16 protein-coding genes are annotated in these 17,643 nt (G+C 57.5%); 7 read left to right on the top strand and 9 right to left on the bottom strand.

Annotated features, from left to right (window positions below; translation table 11 throughout):
- Window positions 1–18: 18 nt before the first annotated feature.
- From ACP15U_RS08970 to ACP15U_RS08980, 3 genes are all read right to left on the bottom strand, one after another.
- Window positions 19–1,137 (bottom strand): hypothetical protein, encoded by a 1,119-nt coding sequence (locus ACP15U_RS08970; RefSeq protein ID WP_425044803.1) that lies wholly within the window; start codon window positions 1,135–1,137, stop codon window positions 19–21.
- A gap of 39 nt (window positions 1,138–1,176) precedes the next feature.
- Window positions 1,177–2,256, bottom strand: coding sequence for a hypothetical protein (locus tag ACP15U_RS08975; RefSeq protein ID WP_425044804.1), 1,080 nt, complete (start codon window positions 2,254–2,256; stop codon window positions 1,177–1,179).
- Between the two features lie 179 nt (window positions 2,257–2,435).
- Window positions 2,436–3,278 (bottom strand): TIGR00730 family Rossman fold protein, encoded by an 843-nt coding sequence (locus ACP15U_RS08980; RefSeq protein WP_425044805.1) that lies wholly within the window; start codon window positions 3,276–3,278, stop codon window positions 2,436–2,438.
- 80 nt (window positions 3,279–3,358) lie between these two features.
- Between ACP15U_RS08980 and ACP15U_RS08985 the strand changes: the two genes are divergently transcribed.
- Together ACP15U_RS08985 and dapD are read left to right on the top strand one after the other, a co-directional pair.
- The gene (locus ACP15U_RS08985) at window positions 3,359–4,276 is read left to right on the top strand and encodes a threonine/serine dehydratase (RefSeq protein WP_425044806.1); all 918 of its coding nucleotides are present in this window, start codon (window positions 3,359–3,361) and stop codon (window positions 4,274–4,276) included.
- 77 nt (window positions 4,277–4,353) lie between these two features.
- A complete protein-coding gene (gene dapD / locus ACP15U_RS08990; RefSeq protein ID WP_425044807.1) occupies window positions 4,354–5,181 on the top strand; it encodes a 2,3,4,5-tetrahydropyridine-2,6-dicarboxylate N-succinyltransferase in 828 nt (275 codons plus the stop codon).
- Window positions 5,182–5,254: 73 nt separating this feature from the next.
- On the opposite strand, the gene ACP15U_RS08995 is transcribed toward dapD, so the two are convergent.
- Together ACP15U_RS08995 and ACP15U_RS09000 are read right to left on the bottom strand one after the other, a co-directional pair.
- On the bottom strand, window positions 5,255–5,728 hold the full coding sequence (locus ACP15U_RS08995) for a Hint domain-containing protein (RefSeq protein ID WP_425044808.1): 474 nt from the start codon (window positions 5,726–5,728) through the stop codon (window positions 5,255–5,257).
- 43 nt (window positions 5,729–5,771) lie between these two features.
- Complete coding sequence (locus tag ACP15U_RS09000) at window positions 5,772–6,875, bottom strand: choice-of-anchor L domain-containing protein (RefSeq protein WP_425044809.1); 1,104 nt, start codon at window positions 6,873–6,875, stop codon at window positions 5,772–5,774.
- Between the two features lie 153 nt (window positions 6,876–7,028).
- On the opposite strand from ACP15U_RS09000, the gene ACP15U_RS09005 reads away from it, so the two are divergent.
- Complete coding sequence (locus tag ACP15U_RS09005) at window positions 7,029–7,373, top strand: hypothetical protein (protein WP_425044810.1); 345 nt, start codon at window positions 7,029–7,031, stop codon at window positions 7,371–7,373.
- A 6-nt stretch (window positions 7,374–7,379) separates the two neighbouring features.
- On the opposite strand, the gene ACP15U_RS09010 is transcribed toward ACP15U_RS09005, so the two are convergent.
- From ACP15U_RS09010 to ACP15U_RS09020, 3 genes are all read right to left on the bottom strand, one after another.
- Entirely contained in the window at window positions 7,380–8,435 is a 1,056-nt protein-coding gene (locus tag ACP15U_RS09010) for a transporter substrate-binding domain-containing protein (RefSeq protein WP_425044811.1), read from the bottom strand.
- A gap of 66 nt (window positions 8,436–8,501) precedes the next feature.
- A complete protein-coding gene (locus ACP15U_RS09015; protein WP_425044812.1) occupies window positions 8,502–9,596 on the bottom strand; it encodes a Hint domain-containing protein in 1,095 nt (364 codons plus the stop codon).
- A 4-nt stretch (window positions 9,597–9,600) separates the two neighbouring features.
- A complete protein-coding gene (locus ACP15U_RS09020; protein ID WP_425044813.1) occupies window positions 9,601–11,175 on the bottom strand; it encodes a Hint domain-containing protein in 1,575 nt (524 codons plus the stop codon).
- Between the two features lie 320 nt (window positions 11,176–11,495).
- Here ACP15U_RS09020 and dapE point away from each other — a divergent pair, with 320 nt between their 5' ends.
- From dapE to rnr, 3 genes are all read left to right on the top strand, one after another.
- Window positions 11,496–12,641, top strand: a complete 1,146-nt coding sequence (gene dapE / locus ACP15U_RS09025) for a succinyl-diaminopimelate desuccinylase (protein ID WP_425044814.1) — start codon at window positions 11,496–11,498, stop codon at window positions 12,639–12,641.
- A 73-nt stretch (window positions 12,642–12,714) separates the two neighbouring features.
- Window positions 12,715–13,287 carry a TIGR04282 family arsenosugar biosynthesis glycosyltransferase gene (locus tag ACP15U_RS09030; RefSeq protein ID WP_425044815.1) on the top strand — a complete coding sequence of 191 codons (573 nt, stop codon included), beginning with the start codon at window positions 12,715–12,717 and terminating at the stop codon, window positions 13,285–13,287.
- Between the two features lie 50 nt (window positions 13,288–13,337).
- Window positions 13,338–15,599, top strand: a complete 2,262-nt coding sequence (gene rnr / locus ACP15U_RS09035; protein WP_425044816.1) for a ribonuclease R — start codon at window positions 13,338–13,340, stop codon at window positions 15,597–15,599.
- A gap of 29 nt (window positions 15,600–15,628) precedes the next feature.
- Here rnr and ACP15U_RS09040 read toward each other — a convergent pair whose 3' ends face one another.
- Window positions 15,629–16,015, bottom strand: a complete 387-nt coding sequence (locus ACP15U_RS09040) for a DUF1801 domain-containing protein (protein WP_425044817.1) — start codon at window positions 16,013–16,015, stop codon at window positions 15,629–15,631.
- A 232-nt stretch (window positions 16,016–16,247) separates the two neighbouring features.
- On the opposite strand from ACP15U_RS09040, the gene ACP15U_RS09045 reads away from it, so the two are divergent.
- On the top strand, window positions 16,248–17,591 hold the full coding sequence (locus ACP15U_RS09045) for a lytic murein transglycosylase (protein WP_425044818.1): 1,344 nt from the start codon (window positions 16,248–16,250) through the stop codon (window positions 17,589–17,591).
- Window positions 17,592–17,643 lie beyond the last annotated feature (52 nt).

Raw genomic sequence — 17,643 nt, forward strand, 5'->3', positions numbered from 1 at the left:
TTGCCTCCATCGCGCATTTCAATACCGCAACACTTGACCTGCCGCGCTTACCACGAATTTCCGAACATCCGCGAATCCGGGCGGATTGTGTTCGGCCAGAACCTGAAATGGTCGCTGTGGAAGGATGATCGAACGCCTTGTGTGCGTGGCTCCTGTTTCGGCGCCCCTGCCGCCAAACGGATCAAGCGCGAACACTTCGCGTTCGACGGTCGAAAACCAGCCTGCCCGCTCTTCGACCACCTGTTCACTCTCCAGATCCTCGATCGTCCATGCCAGTGCCCAATCGTTCCCCTCCGGCGCCTTTGCATCATCTAACACCGCCCTGAGCGGACCAGATTGTTCGGTATAGGCCGAAGAATACATCGGACCGACATGTATGCGGCGCAGCCGCTTGGGATGGAGATCGTCGAAATCCTCATCGAAGCCTTTGGCAATCGTGACCAGCTTCAACCCGCCCAGAGCTTGCGCCATCAGATGTGATTGCACTTCGGGCCAGCGCCTCTGGTCCTTTGGCAGGGTTACCCTTCCGCTGTCCTCGATCTCCAGCAGATAGATCACGGGCAGGTTGATCTGGCTGTCGTAGACCGCCCAATGAATGCGAAACCGTCGCCGCTCGCCGGAGTCTCCCATCCAATGGCATTGCGGATCGTTGCGAGCCCAAAACAGTTCGCCTTTCAGCAGTTCCTCATAATAGAGCCGCTGAGAAAGCGCGAATTGCAGCTTTGTCGGAATCTCCCGGTCGCCAATGATCGTTCGGACCATTTCGTCCTTCAACTCACTTTCCGTCGGCATGTTGTCGAGATGAACCCGGGCCTGCTGTGCATCATTGGCCATTGTCAGCAATTCGGAAGCGACGGGGAAACCGCTGTCGCGCTTGTCCATGTTAAGACTGCCAAAAAACCTACCAGTGTCACGTCCGACCAGCAGATACTTCATCGACAAAGCGCGAAATGTATAAAGCAACCCGGACAGATAGCGCGACACGATCCGCACTTCGTCTTTCGATACTTCGCCTTCCGCCTCCATCGTCGCCGCCACCCGCAACAGGTGAACCACGATGGTTTCGAACTTTCGAAAATACCGGCGCGACGCAAAGCTGTCTGTCAACCCGGTATGGTCTTGTCCCGGGTCGGTCACTGCGCTCCTCCGGTAGGTGCCGGGCCAGCACGCATCAGATCAACCGCCATAGAGGTTCTTGTCGTGCTTTTCGACAATTTCGGCAAACCGGCGGGCAAATCGTTCGTCCGCCTTGGCTTTCTTCTCCAGAACGTCACGGGCAAAGACCATGTGATCTTCATGCGCCTCCAGCATATCGGCCATCTTTTGGTTCGTTGCGGTTCCGATGGCGGCCATGGCTGTCTGTGCTTCCTGATCTGTTTGTACGCCGATTTCATTAATCCTGTGTGCAACATCTTGCTGTTGCGCGGTTTTCAGGGATTTCGTCAAAGCGTCATAAAGAACAACCCGCTGTTGCGTGTCCGTCTGCAATTTGTTGATCAGCACCATTTGCGTCGCGGCCTGGTTTTGCAGGGAATCCACCCAGGACTTTCCCTTTTCGATGTAGCGTTCCAGCGTTTGCGACTTGGCCAACTTTACCTGTTCATCCTGAACCTTGGCATTGTACGCCTTGTTCAGATCGGCCAATTCAGTTTCCAGCTTGGTGCGCGCAGCCGCATCCTGCTCAACGCTGATCTTGTTTTCCAACTCGATGATCCTGGGATCCATAGCTAGGATTTCGGCGCGAACAGTTTCCAGCGCACCGACGGTGGCCTCGCGATCATCAAGCGTCGCCGTCAGGTTCGTCTCAACCTTGTCGCGCTGTTCTTCAAGAACTGCGAGCTGCCCTTCGAGCAATTTCACAATGACATCGGATTTTGCGATCAGATCCTGAAGTTTGTCGTCGATATTGGCCGTGCGCATCCGCTCCTGACGCAAGGATTCAGATTTTCCCTTGGAAAATATCCCTACAAAACTCTCCCAGCCTGTCTTGGAGCGCATCTCGTCGAAATCCTTGGAGAAGGCCGACGTCACATCATCCAGACCCATGATCAGCTCGGCGATGTTTGCATTCATCACCGCGGTATGGGCGTGCACATCCTCAAGCGTGGCGTTTTCGATATCGATATCAGCTTCGCCGCTTTCTATCTTGGCACGTGCAGATTCAATCCGACCCGTCAGGCTTTCGATCTGCGATTGCGACTCGCGAACACGCTCTTGCGTTTCGCGGATCATCTTTTCAAATTCGACGTTCGACACGATCCCTATCCCGTTTTTGTGCAATACTATGAAGATGGGGATGTTACGGTGATTTACATCCCCCTCGGCGCAATTATATTGCCAACCAGTCTGGCAAAGCCTAGGTCGAATTGAAAGGCTCAAGCGTCTTCAGGCAGTGCTACAGGGCAATCTTGCCACCGCAATCCGAGCCCTTTGGATCAGCGTCCGGGAATGTCATCGCGCGGAGGGGCAGGCTCCCAGTTCTCGATCAGATCGACAGCTTGTTGCGCAGTGTCGACGAACCGGAACAGATCGAGATCTTCTTCGGAAATGGTTCCGGCATCGGCCAGAGCTTCCCAGTTGATCACCCGCTCCCAGAAATCCTGACCGAAAAGCAGGAATGGCACCCGGTCCATGCGTCCCGTCTGGATCAGGGTCAGAGACTCGAATAGCTCATCAAGGGTGCCAAACCCTCCCGGGAAAATGGTGATCGCTCTCGCGCGCATCAGGAAATGCATCTTACGAATGGCAAAGTAGTGGAAATTGAACGCCAGCTCTGGGGTGACAAATTCGTTGGGCGCCTGTTCGTGAGGCAGAACGATGTTCAAACCGATCGAACACCCGTCGGCATCTAGTGCACCACGATTTCCGGCCTCCATTACGCCGGGGCCGCCACCGGTTACAATCACGTTCTCCCGGCATCCACTCTGCTTTGATTTCTCTGTGACAAGGCGAGCAAACTCGCGTGCTTCGTCATAATAGGCAGACAGATCGGCAAGAGTTTGCGTGCGTGCGGTGTGCTTTTTTTCAGGCTCGGGAATGCGCGCGCCTCCGAACATCACAACAGTCGATGTGATCTCCCGCTCTTCCAGCATCAGCTGCGGCTTGAGCAGTTCCAGTTGCAGCCGGACCGGGCGCAATTCGTCACGACACAGAAAATCCTCGTCCGCAAATGCAAGCCGGTAGGATGGAGACCGGGTCTGCGGCGTATCCGGGACCTCGCGCGCGGTAGAGCGGTCAAGGTGGGCGTCGCGGAACGGGCTGCGGCGGTCGTCTTTCATTGCGTTTGGATCCCTGCTTTTCGTTGATACCTCACAGGTATAGGGTTCGCTGACACAACACCAGTAACGGAACGCGGAACATGGACTGGAAATCCGAAATTGAGGCCGCCGCGGCACGGATCGGCCACCGGGTGCAGGCTACGCCGGTGGTGAACGTGTCTGGCTTCGGGTTGGACCATCCGGTCGAACTAAAATTGGAGCACATGCAGCATACCGGCAGTTTCAAGGCGCGCGGTGCCTTTAACGCGCTGCTCGCCTCTGATGTACCGGCGGCCGGGATCGTCGCGGCGTCCGGCGGCAATCACGGAGCAGCGGCAGCTTTTGCGGCACACGCGCTTGGGATTCCTGCGCGGGTTTTCGTGCCGGAAATGGCCGGCCCATCGAAAATTGGCTTGATCGAGCGCATCGGAGCTGAACTGACCGTGGTGCCCGGAGAGTATGCCAATGCCCTGGCGCTGGCACAGGACTACGAATGCAGCACCGGAGCGATGCAGATCCACGCCTATGACGCCCTCGAAACCGTGGCCGGTCAGGGCACCTGTATCCGGGAATGGGAACAACAGGGCCTGCAAGCTGACACCGTGCTCATAGCCGTTGGCGGCGGCGGTTTAATTGGTGGAACCTTGGCGTGGCTTCAACAGGCGCGGAGGGTGGTGGCTGTAGAGCCGGAAACCTCCTGCGCACTTCGAGCAGCACAGCTTGCTGGCCAACCCGTTGACGTCGAAGTATCAGGTGTGGCTGCAAATGCCCTTGGAGCACGACGAATAGGCGATATTTGTTTTGATTTGGCGAAGGGTATCGACACGGTTCTGGTCAAGGACGATGCGATCAAAACTGCACAGAAGGCCCTTTGGCAGGAACGGCGGATTCTGGTGGAACCCGCAGGGGCAACGGCGCTGGCTGCGCTGATGTCCGGATCCTACCGACCGGAACCCGGAGAACGGGTGGCTGTTCTGATTTGCGGGGGCAACATAGCCCCGGACCCGCAATTGTCCTGACAGCGTCGCATTGCGCAACGGCTGCCACTTTCGTATAGGCCAGCGCAACGTGAACAAATTCAGCAGGGAGCCACTCCATGTCCAACGCCCAACTCGAAGCCGCAATCGAAGCCGCTTGGGAAGCCCGTGACACCATCACCCCCGCCACCAGCGGCGAACAACGCGAGGCCATCGAGGATACGCTGAATGCGCTGGACAGCGGATCGCTGCGCGTGGCCGAAAAGCTCGCCGATGGGTCTTGGCATGTGAACCAATGGGCAAAGAAGGCCGTTCTACTGGGCTTTCGCATCAAGGACATGGAAATCCACACCGGCGGCCCGCAGGGCGGCGGCTGGTGGGACAAAGTGGACAGCAAGTTCACCGGCTGGAGTGATCAGCACTGGACTTCCGCCGGCTTTCGTGCGGTTCCCAATTGTGTTGTGCGCAAGTCCGCATACATTGCTCCCGGCGTCGTTTTGATGCCATCGTTCGTCAATCTCGGCGCCTATGTGGACGAAGGCACCATGGTCGATACATGGGCCACGGTCGGATCCTGCGCCCAGATCGGCAAAAATGTTCACCTGTCAGGCGGCGTCGGCATTGGTGGAGTTCTGGAACCCATGCAGGCCGGACCTACCATCATCGAGGACAATTGCTTTATCGGTGCCCGCTCTGAAGTGGTCGAAGGCTGCATCGTGCGCGAGGGTTCGGTTCTCGGCATGGGCGTGTTCATCGGACAATCCACAAAGATCGTTGATCGCGAAACCGGAGAAGTCATGTACGGCGAGGTTCCTCCTTACTCGGTTGTAGTTGCCGGTTCTATGCCCTCGAAGAACAATGTCAGCCTGTATTGCGCGGTCATTGTCAAACGGGTGGACGAGAAAACCCGTTCCAAAACCGGTATCAACGAATTGCTGCGCGAATGAGCAGACAGTTCAGATGATTGTGGGCCGCTGCGGGGAACCCCAGCGGCCCTTTTTTTGTCGCAGTTGTGCCGGGCTAACCAGAGATACGCCTTGGCTCGCCGCCTCCTGGATCAAGCGAATTGGATAGCAAAGCGTTGGCTTCGAACGAACGCAGGACCGGACGTGTGGTCGGACCATAGCCCGACGCGCATTTCTGCTGGAGATCGGGCATCAGCCTCAAGGCTTTATCTTGGGTTTCGCGGTCGAACGCGCCAAAAGACGACAGGCCCGGATGATAGCTTTCGCTGAGCATCCCACCCCCGCAAATGATCTCGTGGTCATCAAAGAGAAGATGCACATAGGTGACCAGCCCACCGCGCATATCCTGCCGTATGCTATGGTCGTTCACCAGATCCTTTGCCTTGACCAAAACCTCTGGTTCGCCAAACAGAACCTCGGCGCGGGTGGAAGTGACCAGCACGCGGTGATTGGGGGATAAAGCGACCAATTGGTGCGGGCCGATCGCTCCGGCTCTGAAAACGATGGGGGCACATTTACCGCTGCTCACGACACGCGTTCGCCCGACCCATCGCAATGGCTTCAATCCGCTGTCAAGTCCAGACCATGGTGCCAGGCGTCAACAATTCCACCGGTTGATGGCCGGTTGCCGTCTGAATCAAGGTCCCTGCCACGAAACAAGCCACATCGGGTTCGGTATGGAGTGTCACGAATGCGGTGTCACTGTTGCCGGATCCGTCCGCAACCCGGTATGAGAATGCGCTGCTGCCTGGCGTCTCAGCGGCGACAACGGAAAACGTTCCATCGGGGTTCAGCGTTATTGTCTCACCCGTTGCAAGCTCCACAGAATCGCCGGCCTCAACAGCCTGACCGTTAATGTGCGTCAGCGACAGGGTTCCACCATTTGCGGTGGAATCATTGGTCAGGACATTAAGTGTCAAAGCCGAATTCTCAGTCAGCGTCAGTTCGTCGTCGCGGGCAATCAAGGCCGTTTGAACCGAGTTTCCGGCGATCATCAGGTTGCTGTCATAAGCTCCGTCGCCACCGTCGGCTATGGCGATCTTGATCGAATTCACCTCACCGGGATTGACCGGAGCCTTAAGGGTCAAAGTCACCGTAAACCCGTCCATTTCGGTTTCTGCGACTTCGGCATGGGCCGGGTTATCCACATAAAGGTTCTGGTTGCTTACATCGTTGATATTGTTAATCGTGATGTCTCCATCCCCGATCGTCAGTTCAGCTTTTTCTCCGTTCACGAACACACCGACAGCGTCGTTGAACCCGGAGCCTGCATATTCCAGATACTCTTCGGATGAGAATGTGATCTGCATTGTCAGTTCTGACCCCTGCGGCACGAATTCGGCCTCGATCACTGCGGCATCAAAAGTCTTGGTCCCGGCGATATCTTCGAGATCCTTGTCCCCGGATCGCCCATGATTTGTCGATGTGCCGGAAGACTGATTGGAGTCGCCCATTCCCGAGGTCACGGCCGTTGCCTTGCCCGTCGACAGGATTACACCCGTGTCCGACGGGGTTAGATGCGGCGCGATGCTGTCGCCATCGGAATAGATCCCCGAAGCCGATCCTGCGCCGGAGTAACTTGCCGACACGATTTCAATTCCAGTTCCGAACATGGCGTCCGCCATCTCCGACGCGCTCGCCTTGGTATCAATTGGCAACTTCTGTGTTTTGGGCATCACTAGCCTCTCCTCTACTCGCCCACTTGGGTAAAGAAGCTTTCTTCACAATTCCTTTCTCTCTGTCTTGTGAGTTTTCGGAAATTGACTCGAAAAGGTCGTGGCAGGTTCGGTGAGGTTGCGGGCGCGCGTTCCAGGCGCTATTGCCCCTGCATGAAAAAAGAAAAGTCATCCCGCCAGCAGGTCTACACCCTTGTTGTCCAGATCGGGCGCAAAGACGGCGACGGGCTGCCCGATGGTGCAACCGGGGCGGCGCTAATTTGTTATGCCAGCGGCATCGACGAAGCCGAAGCCGTCAGAGAAACCGTCGCAATTCTGAAGCAGGCCGACACCGCTCCGCTGGATGTTACCGGATACGGGACGCTGGCCGAACGCGAAGCTGAAGGTCACGAAATTGGCGGTGACGAGCGCGAACTGATGCATCGCGCTCTGGAAGAAAACGCCGTAATCGTTGCTCAGATGACACCGTTTTTTGACGACGGAACAAAGGAAGCCTGAAACAACTCAGTTTCGGTGTCCAAACCACTTGCGATAGATCTTGTCATAGGTGCCGTCTTCGCGCAGTGCGAGTAGCGCCTGATTGACCTCTTCCACCAGCGAGCTTCCGGTCGGAAACGCGATACCATAGTTTTCTCGCAAAAAAACGGAACCGGTTATACTGGCGATGCCATTACCATCATGGCTGGCATAATAGGACAGGATCGGTGCATCAAACACCACCGCGTCAATCTTGCCTTCTTCAAACGCTTCCAGCATCGGGACAAGACCGGGAAAGTCGGAATAGTCGATTTCTCGGCGGTCAAGAAATCCTGACGCGGTCGACCCGCTTATTGTTGCAACCCTCTTGCCATAAAGATCATTGACCGAGTTCACTGATCCGCTGATCGCATCGATCGTCATCACAGAGGTGATTTTTGCGGTAAATACAGAAACGATGAACAGCGACGAGATTACGAGGACGACGCCAAACAAGCGACCAAAAGCCGTGCGAGGAACACGTTCTTCGAAACCTCCGTTCACCACAAGGTTCAATGCCCACCAGAAAGAGGGAAACCACGCCTCTTGCGCCGGGCGGTCAAAGTAAGGTTGAGCCCGACGCTCAAAATACCACATCAACATCCCGCCACTCATCAGAATCAAAAACGCGATGCCGATTGCAAGAAACAGATCTCGCGACATAAGCGCACGGACCAAGGACGGAGTTCTGACCTGATCCGACGGAACCATGATCTGTAGTCCGGATTCGAAAATGGGCTGGCTGAAGTCGAACTCGGTTTCACGCGAAGAGGTGATCGAAATGTTCGCGATCGCCAAATCCACTGACCCTTCCCGAACAGCTCCGAGCATATCACCAAACTGTTCGGTGCGAGCCACGCGGTACTGCCAATCAAGCGCGTCGGACAGCGCCTGCAACAATTCCATCGAAAACCCGGTATCCACACCTTCTTCGACCATCGAAAAGGGCGGACGGGTCACAGTAGACACCGTCAGAGTTTGGCTTGAGGCGCCTTGACCCCAGGTCGCGCAGACTAGGATCAGAGCAAACAGGAATTTCAACATAGGGAAACAACGTCCGATTTTGCTCCGTCTAACGCAGAACCGTTAACCAGAGCAAGCGGTCTGCAATCAGGCGACCCGGCGTTCCGCGAGGATCCGTGCATCGAAGGTATGAAGAAGTTGGTGGCTCGGTCGCCGATGATCGGGAAGACTGGAACGGGGCAGATTGGCCATCAATGATGCTTCCAGCAATCTTGGTTTTCGGCTGATCCGACCGACATATAAGCTTTCACCAACCGTGCCGGCCAGATCCAAAGGCTCATGCCCCGGCAAAATGACTTGGGAATAAGTACTCGTAGCCCCCCAACCCTCGGGCAACACGGATGTGCCTCCCAGCAGGTTACCGGCGGAGGTCATCACTGCCTCTTGCCCGAAAAGGTACTCTACGTCCGAACCAGAGAGCACCAGACGCTGCGAGGCACTGACCAAAACATCTTTGCGAAGACCGAAATAGGGGCTTCGCAACCGCAGTGGAGCAAACGTCCCACGAGCCGGAACAGTTCGGCAGATCTGGTGCAAAACTGGCACCACCTCACCATCGGCGGAAAGTATGGTATCGCCCCGCACCAATGCCTGCACCGGGCGATATCCCTCTGGCGTGGCGACCGGTGTGTCTGGATGCAGGCTGGGGCTTGGCCCGATTGGCTCAATTCCGTCGGAAAGGGCGAGAAATACCACGTCCGGCGCAAGATAGCGGTCTGGCCCTGCCTGCATCAGCGTCAGAAGGTCACTGACTGGCAACGGCTTGGGCGAGGCAATGATTTCCACGGTGACCCGACCAAGATCCGGGCGTTCCACGGCCAACCGCGCCCAGCGCTGCGGGGCATCCCAGCTGTAGGTAATACGCAGCACGTCCATTCGGCCCGGCGCGGTTTCGTCGATCGTGCGATGCAGCAGGTGGCCGTCCTGATTGAACACCAATGCCACTCCGCCGCCCGGAATCGACTGCAAGGAAAAGTGAAACGGCCATACACCGGGACGATCATAATAAACCAGCGGTTCCGGCTCGGCAGCAGCGGAAAGGCGGGTTTCGACAACGAGAGAACCGCGCGGCATGATCGCGTCTGGCGAATGGGACAAAAGATCGGGCTCGGAAGTAGGCCTACCCAGTCCCCGAAACGAGAGATTGTCCCCGCGATGGTCGGAAACGGCGATCCAGGCCATCAGGTCAGGCCGCCTTGTGTCCGGACATCAGCAACTGGGCCTCGAACTGGCGCAGCGTCCTTCGGGCGGCGCCCCCATAGCCTTCGCCCGTTGCAGGATCGAGTTCGGGAAACAACGCGCAGATTTCCTCGAGTACCGGTTGTTCGAAGAGATGCGAAGTCTGTGGTCCGGGCAGGAAGCTCTCGGTGGCCAATCCTTCGGAGTAGATCACCTGATGGCGGTCGAACATCAGATGGACATAAGTGACCTCACCACCCGGCACTCGCGTGATGCTATGGTCGTTGACCAGATCCTTAGCCGCGACCAGAACCTCCCCCTCACCGAACAACAACTCGGCCAGCCCATCGCGCAACAACACCCGGTGCTGAGGCGATACAGTGAGCTCGCGATGCGCGCCAAAGGTTCCCGCCCGGATCCTGATCGGAGCGAAATCACCCTCGGCTCGAACCGAGCGCTTCCCTATCCAGCGCAAGGGACGGGCTCCGTCATCCTGCGTCATGACAAGATCGCCCGGGCGCAGTTTCTCAACTGGAACCTCTCCAAGCGGGGTCAGAATCCCGGTTCCGGCCACAAAGCAGGGTATGGCGCTAACCTCGACAAAGGCCGTGTCCGACAAGCCTCCGCTCTCCACCGTGTAGGTGAAGTTGAAATCCTCAATGTCTCCATTGCCAACAACCGTTATGGTTCCGTCGGCGTTTAGCTGGACTGTTTGACCGGAATTGAGCGTCACCGTGCTGCCCGCAGTGACAGCCACGCCATTGATGTGGGTAATGGTCAGAGTGCCGCCGCCGTCATTGTGGTCGTTGGCTGTCACGTCGATGGTCGAAGACCCGTTCGGATAGATCGTTGTACTGTCTGCCCTCGCCACGAGATCGGTCTGAACAGAGTCCGCTGCAATCAAGAGATTTGAATCATAACTGCTGTCCGACACATCGGCGATGCCGATCTTGATGGTGTTCTCGGCACCGGCGACCACGTTCATGGTCAGCGTCATGGTGACGGTCAGGCCGTCCATCTCGGTGTTATAGGCGCTTGTGGAGTTGTCGAGGTAGAGGTTTTCGTTCACGCCGGAATTGAGGTTGCCGGGATCCGCATCTCCGTCTCCGACTTCCAGATCGACCAACGAACCATTAACCCAGACGCCAACAAAATCCTGAAACTGCGAGGATGTGTATTCTGGGTATTCCTCGGACGAAAAAATGAACTGCATGGTCATCACGTTCGAGTCCGGAACGAACCGCACCTCGAGATAGGATGCGTCATAAGTCCGAGCGCCGGCGGCCTGATTGAAGTCAGACTGGTTGTTGGGCCCACGCGTGTTGGACGACGTGTTGGTGTCCTGGTTCGCTTGTCCGCTGGAGTTGGTGTAGTGTGTGGCCCGTCCTGTCGACAGGATGATGCCGGTGTCGCCCGGAGTAGCTCCCGGGGCAATGCTGTCGCCGTTCGAGTAGACCGCAGAGGATCTGTTGTCGCCGACATAAACGGCACCAAGGATATTCGCCCCTGCGCCGAAGATTGTCTGCGCCATCAAAAGCGCGCTTGCACCGGTATTGTAGGTAAGTTCCTGTGCTGCAACCATGTCCTGCCCTCTATCCAAGGCAGACAGCACCGCCGCAAAGCCTGATAGGCCTTGTCGGTCAACCCTGCGCCAACTCTTCTGGTCTGGTCACAGGTCAGCGGCCCATAATGCAGCCGTTATGCTCGATGCCCTGCCTCGGGTCTTTGTTTTGCAACTGGGTATCACGCCAGTCCCCGTGCTGTTAAGCGGTCTTGGTCCGTACAACCTCAGATCGCTGCTTTTGGGCCACAATTCCGCTTCAGCCTGTTTTTTTTCCGTCCGGATTTGCACCCTGTTCGAAACCACTATAGCCATGTCCCACGAATTTCAGGAGCTTGCCTATGACCGCGATCGATCCCGCCAAACTCACTGCCGATCTGATCCGATGCCCATCGGTCACACCCGAGGAAGGTGGGGCGCTCGAACTGCTCGAAGGTTTGCTAAGTTCGGCGGGATTTAACTGCACCCGAGTTGACCGAGGCGGTGTCTGCAATTTGTTTGCACGCTGGGGCGGCAAAGCGCATCCGCGCAGCTTTGGCTTCAACGGGCACACGGATGTGGTGCCGGTTGGCGACGAGGACGCATGGACCCTGCCCCCATTCGCGGCACAGGAGCGTGACGGCTTCCTGTATGGCCGCGGGGCGACGGACATGAAATCCGGCGTCGCGGCCTTTGCCGCAGCAGCTGTCGATTTCGTTCGCGAAACCCCGCCAGATGGAGCGGTCATCCTGACGATAACCGGCGACGAAGAGGGCGACGCGTTTGACGGAACAACCGCGCTTCTGGATCACATGCAATCCGAAGGGGAGAAAATGAGTGTTTGCCTTGTCGGTGAGCCCACCTGCCCGGACCGGATGGGCGAAATGATCAAGATCGGACGTCGCGGGTCACTAACGGCGTGGTTCACCGTTGATGGCGTTCAGGGGCACTCGGCCTATCCACACCGGGCCAAGAATCCGCTTCCGGCAATCGCGCGTCTGATGGATCGCCTGGCCAGCCACGAACTTGACGCAGGAACGGACCATTTTGATGCTTCAACGCTGGCTGTCGTCACGATCGACACAGGTAATCCCGCAACCAATGTTATTCCTGCGCAATCCCGCGCCACGGTCAACATCCGGTTCAACGATCGGCACAGCGGCTCATCTCTGACCAACTGGTTGCGCGCTGAGGCCGATGCCGTCGCCAGTGCATTCGACGTCGAGATCGACATGAAGGTTAAGGTGTCCGGCGAAAGCTTCGTAACACCGCCAGGGCCACTTTCGGAACTGGTCTCACAAGCGGTCGAAACCGAGACTGGGATTAAGCCGGAACTGTCCACAACAGGCGGCACCTCCGATGCGCGCTTTGTAAAAAACCATTGCCCTGTCGTTGAGTTCGGCCTGGTTGGGAAAACCATGCATCAGGTGGACGAGCGGGTGGAAATCGACCAGATCCATCAGTTGAAGCGGATCTATTCCCGAATCCTCAGGACCTATTTCGCGTGACGGCCGGGCAAACCACGCCAGAACATTCGGGCATTCCCAATCCGGCGGTATGGTAAAAAGACATCTCATCATAATGGTCAAAGAACCACGCCCGGGGCGTGTCAAAACGCGATTGGCCAAAGATTTCGGAACTGTTCCGGCGGCATGGTGGTTCCGCCGTCAGGCGCGAAACCTATTGCAGCGGCTGCGCGATCCACGCTGGGAAATCACGCTGGCCGTAGCGCCGGATTGGGAGGGGCAGTTGAGCAAAATTTGGCCTGCTGATTTGCCGAGATCTCCGCAAGGCCGCGGTGATCTTGGTCAACGTATGGCGCGCCAGATGAGCCTGCCATCAGCCGGGCCGGTCTGCGTGATCGGTGCCGACCTACCCGATCTTGATCGACGCCATGTAGCGAATGCCTTTTCCGCGCTTGGTCGGCACGACTATGTTTTTGGACCGGCCGAGGATGGTGGCTTCTGGCTTGCAGGGGCCAAGCGGGTAAAGGCCCTGCCTGCAACTCTGTTTCGCAATGTGCGATGGTCGAGCAATCATGCATTGACCGACACATTGAAGGGCTTGCACGGGGAGCGCATCGCCCTGATCGATACGCTAAGAGATGTCGATACCGCCAAAGACCTGTCCGAGATCGCGCTAAGGCGAGTCTGAGCCACTCTTTTCACGGTGACCTCCCCGACCGGGCATGCTAGGGCGGAATTATGACGCGTATCCCTTCGAAGCAGGAGATCCTCGAATGGATCTCGGCGCATCCGACCCAGACTTCCAAACGAGATATTGCCAAAGCATTTGGCATCAAGGGGGCGGATCGGATTGATCTCAAGCGCCTGCTCAAAGAGCTGGAGTCAGAAGGCCACCTGGAAAAACGCAAGCGCAGCTACCGGGACCCGGATCGGCTGCCGCCTGTCAGTATATTGCAGGTAAAGGCTCCCAACGATGATGGTGATTTGTTCGCCCGACCTTTGGAGTGGCATGGCGAAGGTGTGGAACCGATTGTTCTGGTGATCCCGCGCGCATCGGATCCCGCTCTGGGCGAAGGGGATCGCATCCTCGCTCGGCTGTCACTCGTGAAGGAAGAGGATCACAATTACGAAGCTCGTCTGATCCGGCGTATCGGGACCAACCCGCGGCGCGTCCTTGGTGTGTTCCGTGCTGGCGCTGAAGGTGGCCGTATTGTCCCTATTGACAAAGCGGCCGCGACCGAATGGCTGGTGCCTGAAAACGGTGTCCACGGCGCACGGGACGGCGAACTGGTGGAAGCCGAACAGGCTGGCCCGAAAGGACGGCTGGGCCTGCCCAAGGCAAAAATCGTCGAGCGGCTGGGCGATCCAAGTGCGCCCAAGGCCGTATCGCTGATCGCCATTCATCAACACGGTATTCCGGATACATTTCCCGACGCTGTCATTGAGGAGGCCGACAAGGCCAAGCCGAAAGGTTTGGCCAGCCGGGAAGACCTGCGGGATCTTCCACTGGTCACGATCGATCCATCGGACGCACGCGACCATGACGATGCCTGTTATGCTCAAGCAGATGATGATCCCAAGAATTCCGGGGGCCACGTCATCTGGGTCGCGATCGCAGACGTCGCTGCTTATGTACGGCCTGGGTCAGCTCTGGACCGCGAGGCCAGAAAGCGCGGGAACTCCAGCTACTTCCCGGACCGCGTTGTGCCAATGCTGCCTGATCGTCTTTCCGGCGACCTCTGTTCTTTGCATGAGGGGGTTCCCCGTGCCTGTATCGCGGTTCGGATCCAAATTGACTCCGATGGGCACAAAGTGGGGCACCGCTTTGTTCGTGGCCTCATGCGTTCTCCGGCCTCGCTGCACTATGGCGAGGTTCAGGACGCTGTCGAAGGGAACCCGAATGACGGCACCGCGCCGCTTCTGGACCCTGTCCTGAAACCTCTCTACGCCGCCTATGGCGCACTGAAACAAGCGCGGGAACACCGTCAGCCGCTGGATCTGGATCTACCCGAGCGACGGATCATATTGGGTGACGACGGCACTGTTGAGTCGGTCGCATTCCGCGATCGACTGGACGCGCACAGGCTGATCGAGGAATTCATGATCCTTGCTAATGTCTGTGCGGCCGAGACTCTGACCCAAAAGCGTTCGCCGCTGCTGTTCAGAGTGCATGAGGAACCGTCACCCGAAAAGCTGGACGCGCTCCGGGAAACCGCTCAGGCGGCCGGGCTCAATCTCGCCAAGGGACAGGTTTTGAAAACACGGCATCTGAATGCTCTTCTGGATTCCGCTGCAGGTACGGATGAGGCCGAGTTGATCAACATCTCGACGTTGCGGGCGATGACTCAAGCCTATTACAGCCCGGAGAATTTCGGGCATTTTGGGCTCGCGCTTCAGAACTATGCACATTTCACCTCGCCGATCCGCCGCTATGCCGACCTGATCGTGCATCGTGCCCTCATCTCGGCTCACGGTTGGGGCGATGACGGGCTGGACACCGCCCAGATCGAACGCATGGAAGATACCGCAACCCATATCTCAGAGACCGAGCGGCGCTCGATGATGGCGGAACGCGACACAACCGACCGGTATCTGGCCGCTTATCTCAGCGAACGCGTCGGGAATGAGTTTTCTGGCCGGGTCAGTGGAATCGCCCGGTTCGGCGCCTTCGTGAAGCTGGACGAGACCGGCGCTGACGGGCTTGTGCCAGTTCGTTCACTGGGCCGGGAATTCTTTCATTTCGACCGCGAAGCCGGAACTTTGATGGGGTCTGATACAGGCCTGACAATCGCCATCGGTCAAAGAGTAACCGTTCGTCTGGCTCAGGCCACACCGATCACCGGTGGCCTCGAACTGGAACTGCTGTCGATCAATGATCAGGCCATGCCTCGCACCGGGCACCGCAGCTCGGCTGGGCGCAGCCCACGGCGAAAAACGGTCAAGGCAAAACGCCGGAGCGACAAGGTCAAGCGCAAGGTCGACCGGAAGCGGCGGCGCTGAATTCGGGCAGTGCAAGCGGTTACGGTCAGTTACCTGTTTTGATGATAGGTCAAAGCTCGCGCGACGAGCCAACCGTGCCGTTCAGGATCAATCTCGGTCGGATCATCGAACAGAACAGCACGGTTTCCTTCAAGGCGGTCAGCCCCGGGAAAGGTTGCCCTTAAGTCATCGATCAGACGAGATTGGCAGTGCACGAACAGTGCGAATGCCGCGTGTTTGCTGGTACCCACGCGCAAAGTTGATCCCTTTTTTGCGATGTATGCCGGCTGGCCCCAGCGAAGTGTCTCTTCCACTTGCTCCGACAGTTCCTCTGCGGTGTCCAAAATCAGCTGTCGTAACCGCAGCATTCCGGCCCTAGCGCCGGCGGGGCTGGACTCGAACACTTCGGCGACCTGCTGAGACGAGTACGGGATCATTGCAGCATCACATTCCATCTGGAGTAGCTGGCATTTTCGCGCGATCCGCCACGATCGGCAATCCCCTGATCCGTGTCGGGGCACGTCAGTTCGCAAAGGTTCTCCGCCAAATCTGATCGATCATCGCAGCTCAAAACCGGCGAAAGATCGCCCGGTTCCGGACTGAGCACTTTGTAAGTCGTCAACTCCGGGTTACCTTTTCTGGAAAGAGCAGACAAATGAGGCAAGAGCAATGCGTATACTTGTGACGGCCGCTGTCATGAGCCTGAGCGCGGCGTATCCGGGACTTGCATCTGAAAGAAGTTCCGAACCATACCACGTGAAACAGGCCACATCTGACAAGGTCCCAAACTCTCCGGAACTTCTATTGGCGTCGGCCGTATCACACTCGATCCGCCCCGCCGCTCGTCCAATCAAAAAAGCCATGCCCCTGAAACCTGAACGCGTCGCATTGTCCAACGCACGTTTCGAAAACTGGGTTCGCGCGTTCCGGGTCCGTGCCGGCGAACAGGGTATCTCGACCCGGACGCTCGATCGCGCATTCCACGGGCTGAGCTATGACCCCGAGGTCATCAAGCGCGACCGGAATCAGGCAGAGTTCAGCAAGCCGATTTGGGCATATCTCGACAGCGCCGTATCGCAAACACGCATCCGGAACGGGCAGGCCGCACTGGTGGATCATTCCGCAGTGCTGGAGCAGATCGAACGCCGCTATGGCGTCGAAAGAGAAGTTCTTCTTGCAATCTGGGGGCTTGAAAGCTCTTTCGGAACATACCGGGGTGCGGACAACGTTATCCGGTCTCTGTCGACACTCGCTTTCGATTCCCGGCGCGGGCGGTTTTTTGAGGGCCAGTTAATCGCCGCACTCAGTATTCTGGATGCGGGGGACGTGACCCCCAACGCAATGACCGGTAGCTGGGCCGGCGCCATGGGCCACACACAATTCATGCCTACGTCATATCTCGACTATGCCGTGGATTTCACTGGCGATGGGAAACGGGATATCTGGTCCGACGATCCGACTGACGCGCTGGCATCGACTGCGGCCTACTTGTCTCGTTTCGGCTGGACCTCCGGACAACCTTGGGGCGTAGAGGTCCGTTTGCCAGACGGGTTTGACTATGCGCTGGCCCAGCGCGAAATAACCAAGGACAGCGCCGATTGGGCCGAACTCGGAGTGCTTAGGGTCGACGGAAATCAGGTCGCGGACCACGGGCTTGCTTCTGTTCTTTTGCCTGCCGGAAGCAAAGGGGCCGCATTTCTGATCTATGAAAATTTCTCTGTTCTTGAGAAATACAATGCGGCTGATGCCTATGTCATAGGCGTAGGCCACTTGGCTGATCGGATCAGAGGCGAGCCCGGGTTTCTGACCGACTGGCCACGTGACGACAGAAGCCTGAACTTTCCGGAACGCAAGGAACTACAGCGCCGTCTCACCGAACAGGGTTTTGATACACAGGGTATTGATGGCAGGGTCGGGCCTAATACCATTCGCGCAGTCCGGGCCTTTCAGGTTGCAAACGGATTTGTGCCCGACGGGTATCCCTCCTTGGCTCTGCTCGAAAACCTACGGTAGACAACTTGCCTTTTGCCCCGCGAATCGACGGGTGGGAACGCTTGCGCCTCCT

Origin of the sequence: Primorskyibacter sp. S87, from assembly GCF_049801055.1 — a bacterium.
Lineage (GTDB): Bacteria > Pseudomonadota > Alphaproteobacteria > Rhodobacterales > Rhodobacteraceae > JBNAGF01.

Bases quoted from the DNA above. Each gene is read 5' to 3' on its own strand.
- ACP15U_RS08980 (WP_425044805.1), bottom strand. From the start codon at position 3,278: ATGAAAGACGACCGCCGCAGCCCGTTCCGCGACGCCCACCTTGACCGC.
- ACP15U_RS08985 (WP_425044806.1), top strand. From the start codon at position 3,359: ATGGACTGGAAATCCGAAATTGAGGCCGCCGCGGCACGGATCGGCCAC.
- dapD (WP_425044807.1), top strand. From the start codon at position 4,354: ATGTCCAACGCCCAACTCGAAGCCGCAATCGAAGCCGCTTGGGAAGCC.
- ACP15U_RS09000 (WP_425044809.1), bottom strand. From the start codon at position 6,875: ATGCCCAAAACACAGAAGTTGCCAATTGATACCAAGGCGAGCGCGTCG.
- ACP15U_RS09005 (WP_425044810.1), top strand. From the start codon at position 7,029: ATGAAAAAAGAAAAGTCATCCCGCCAGCAGGTCTACACCCTTGTTGTC.
- ACP15U_RS09010 (WP_425044811.1), bottom strand. From the start codon at position 8,435: ATGTTGAAATTCCTGTTTGCTCTGATCCTAGTCTGCGCGACCTGGGGT.
- ACP15U_RS09015 (WP_425044812.1), bottom strand. From the start codon at position 9,596: ATGGCCTGGATCGCCGTTTCCGACCATCGCGGGGACAATCTCTCGTTT.
- ACP15U_RS09020 (WP_425044813.1), bottom strand. From the start codon at position 11,175: ATGGTTGCAGCACAGGAACTTACCTACAATACCGGTGCAAGCGCGCTT.
- dapE (WP_425044814.1), top strand. From the start codon at position 11,496: ATGACCGCGATCGATCCCGCCAAACTCACTGCCGATCTGATCCGATGC.
- ACP15U_RS09030 (WP_425044815.1), top strand. From the start codon at position 12,715: ATGGTCAAAGAACCACGCCCGGGGCGTGTCAAAACGCGATTGGCCAAA.
- rnr (WP_425044816.1), top strand. From the start codon at position 13,338: ATGACGCGTATCCCTTCGAAGCAGGAGATCCTCGAATGGATCTCGGCG.
- ACP15U_RS09040 (WP_425044817.1), bottom strand. From the start codon at position 16,015: ATGATCCCGTACTCGTCTCAGCAGGTCGCCGAAGTGTTCGAGTCCAGC.
- ACP15U_RS09045 (WP_425044818.1), top strand. From the start codon at position 16,248: ATGCGTATACTTGTGACGGCCGCTGTCATGAGCCTGAGCGCGGCGTAT.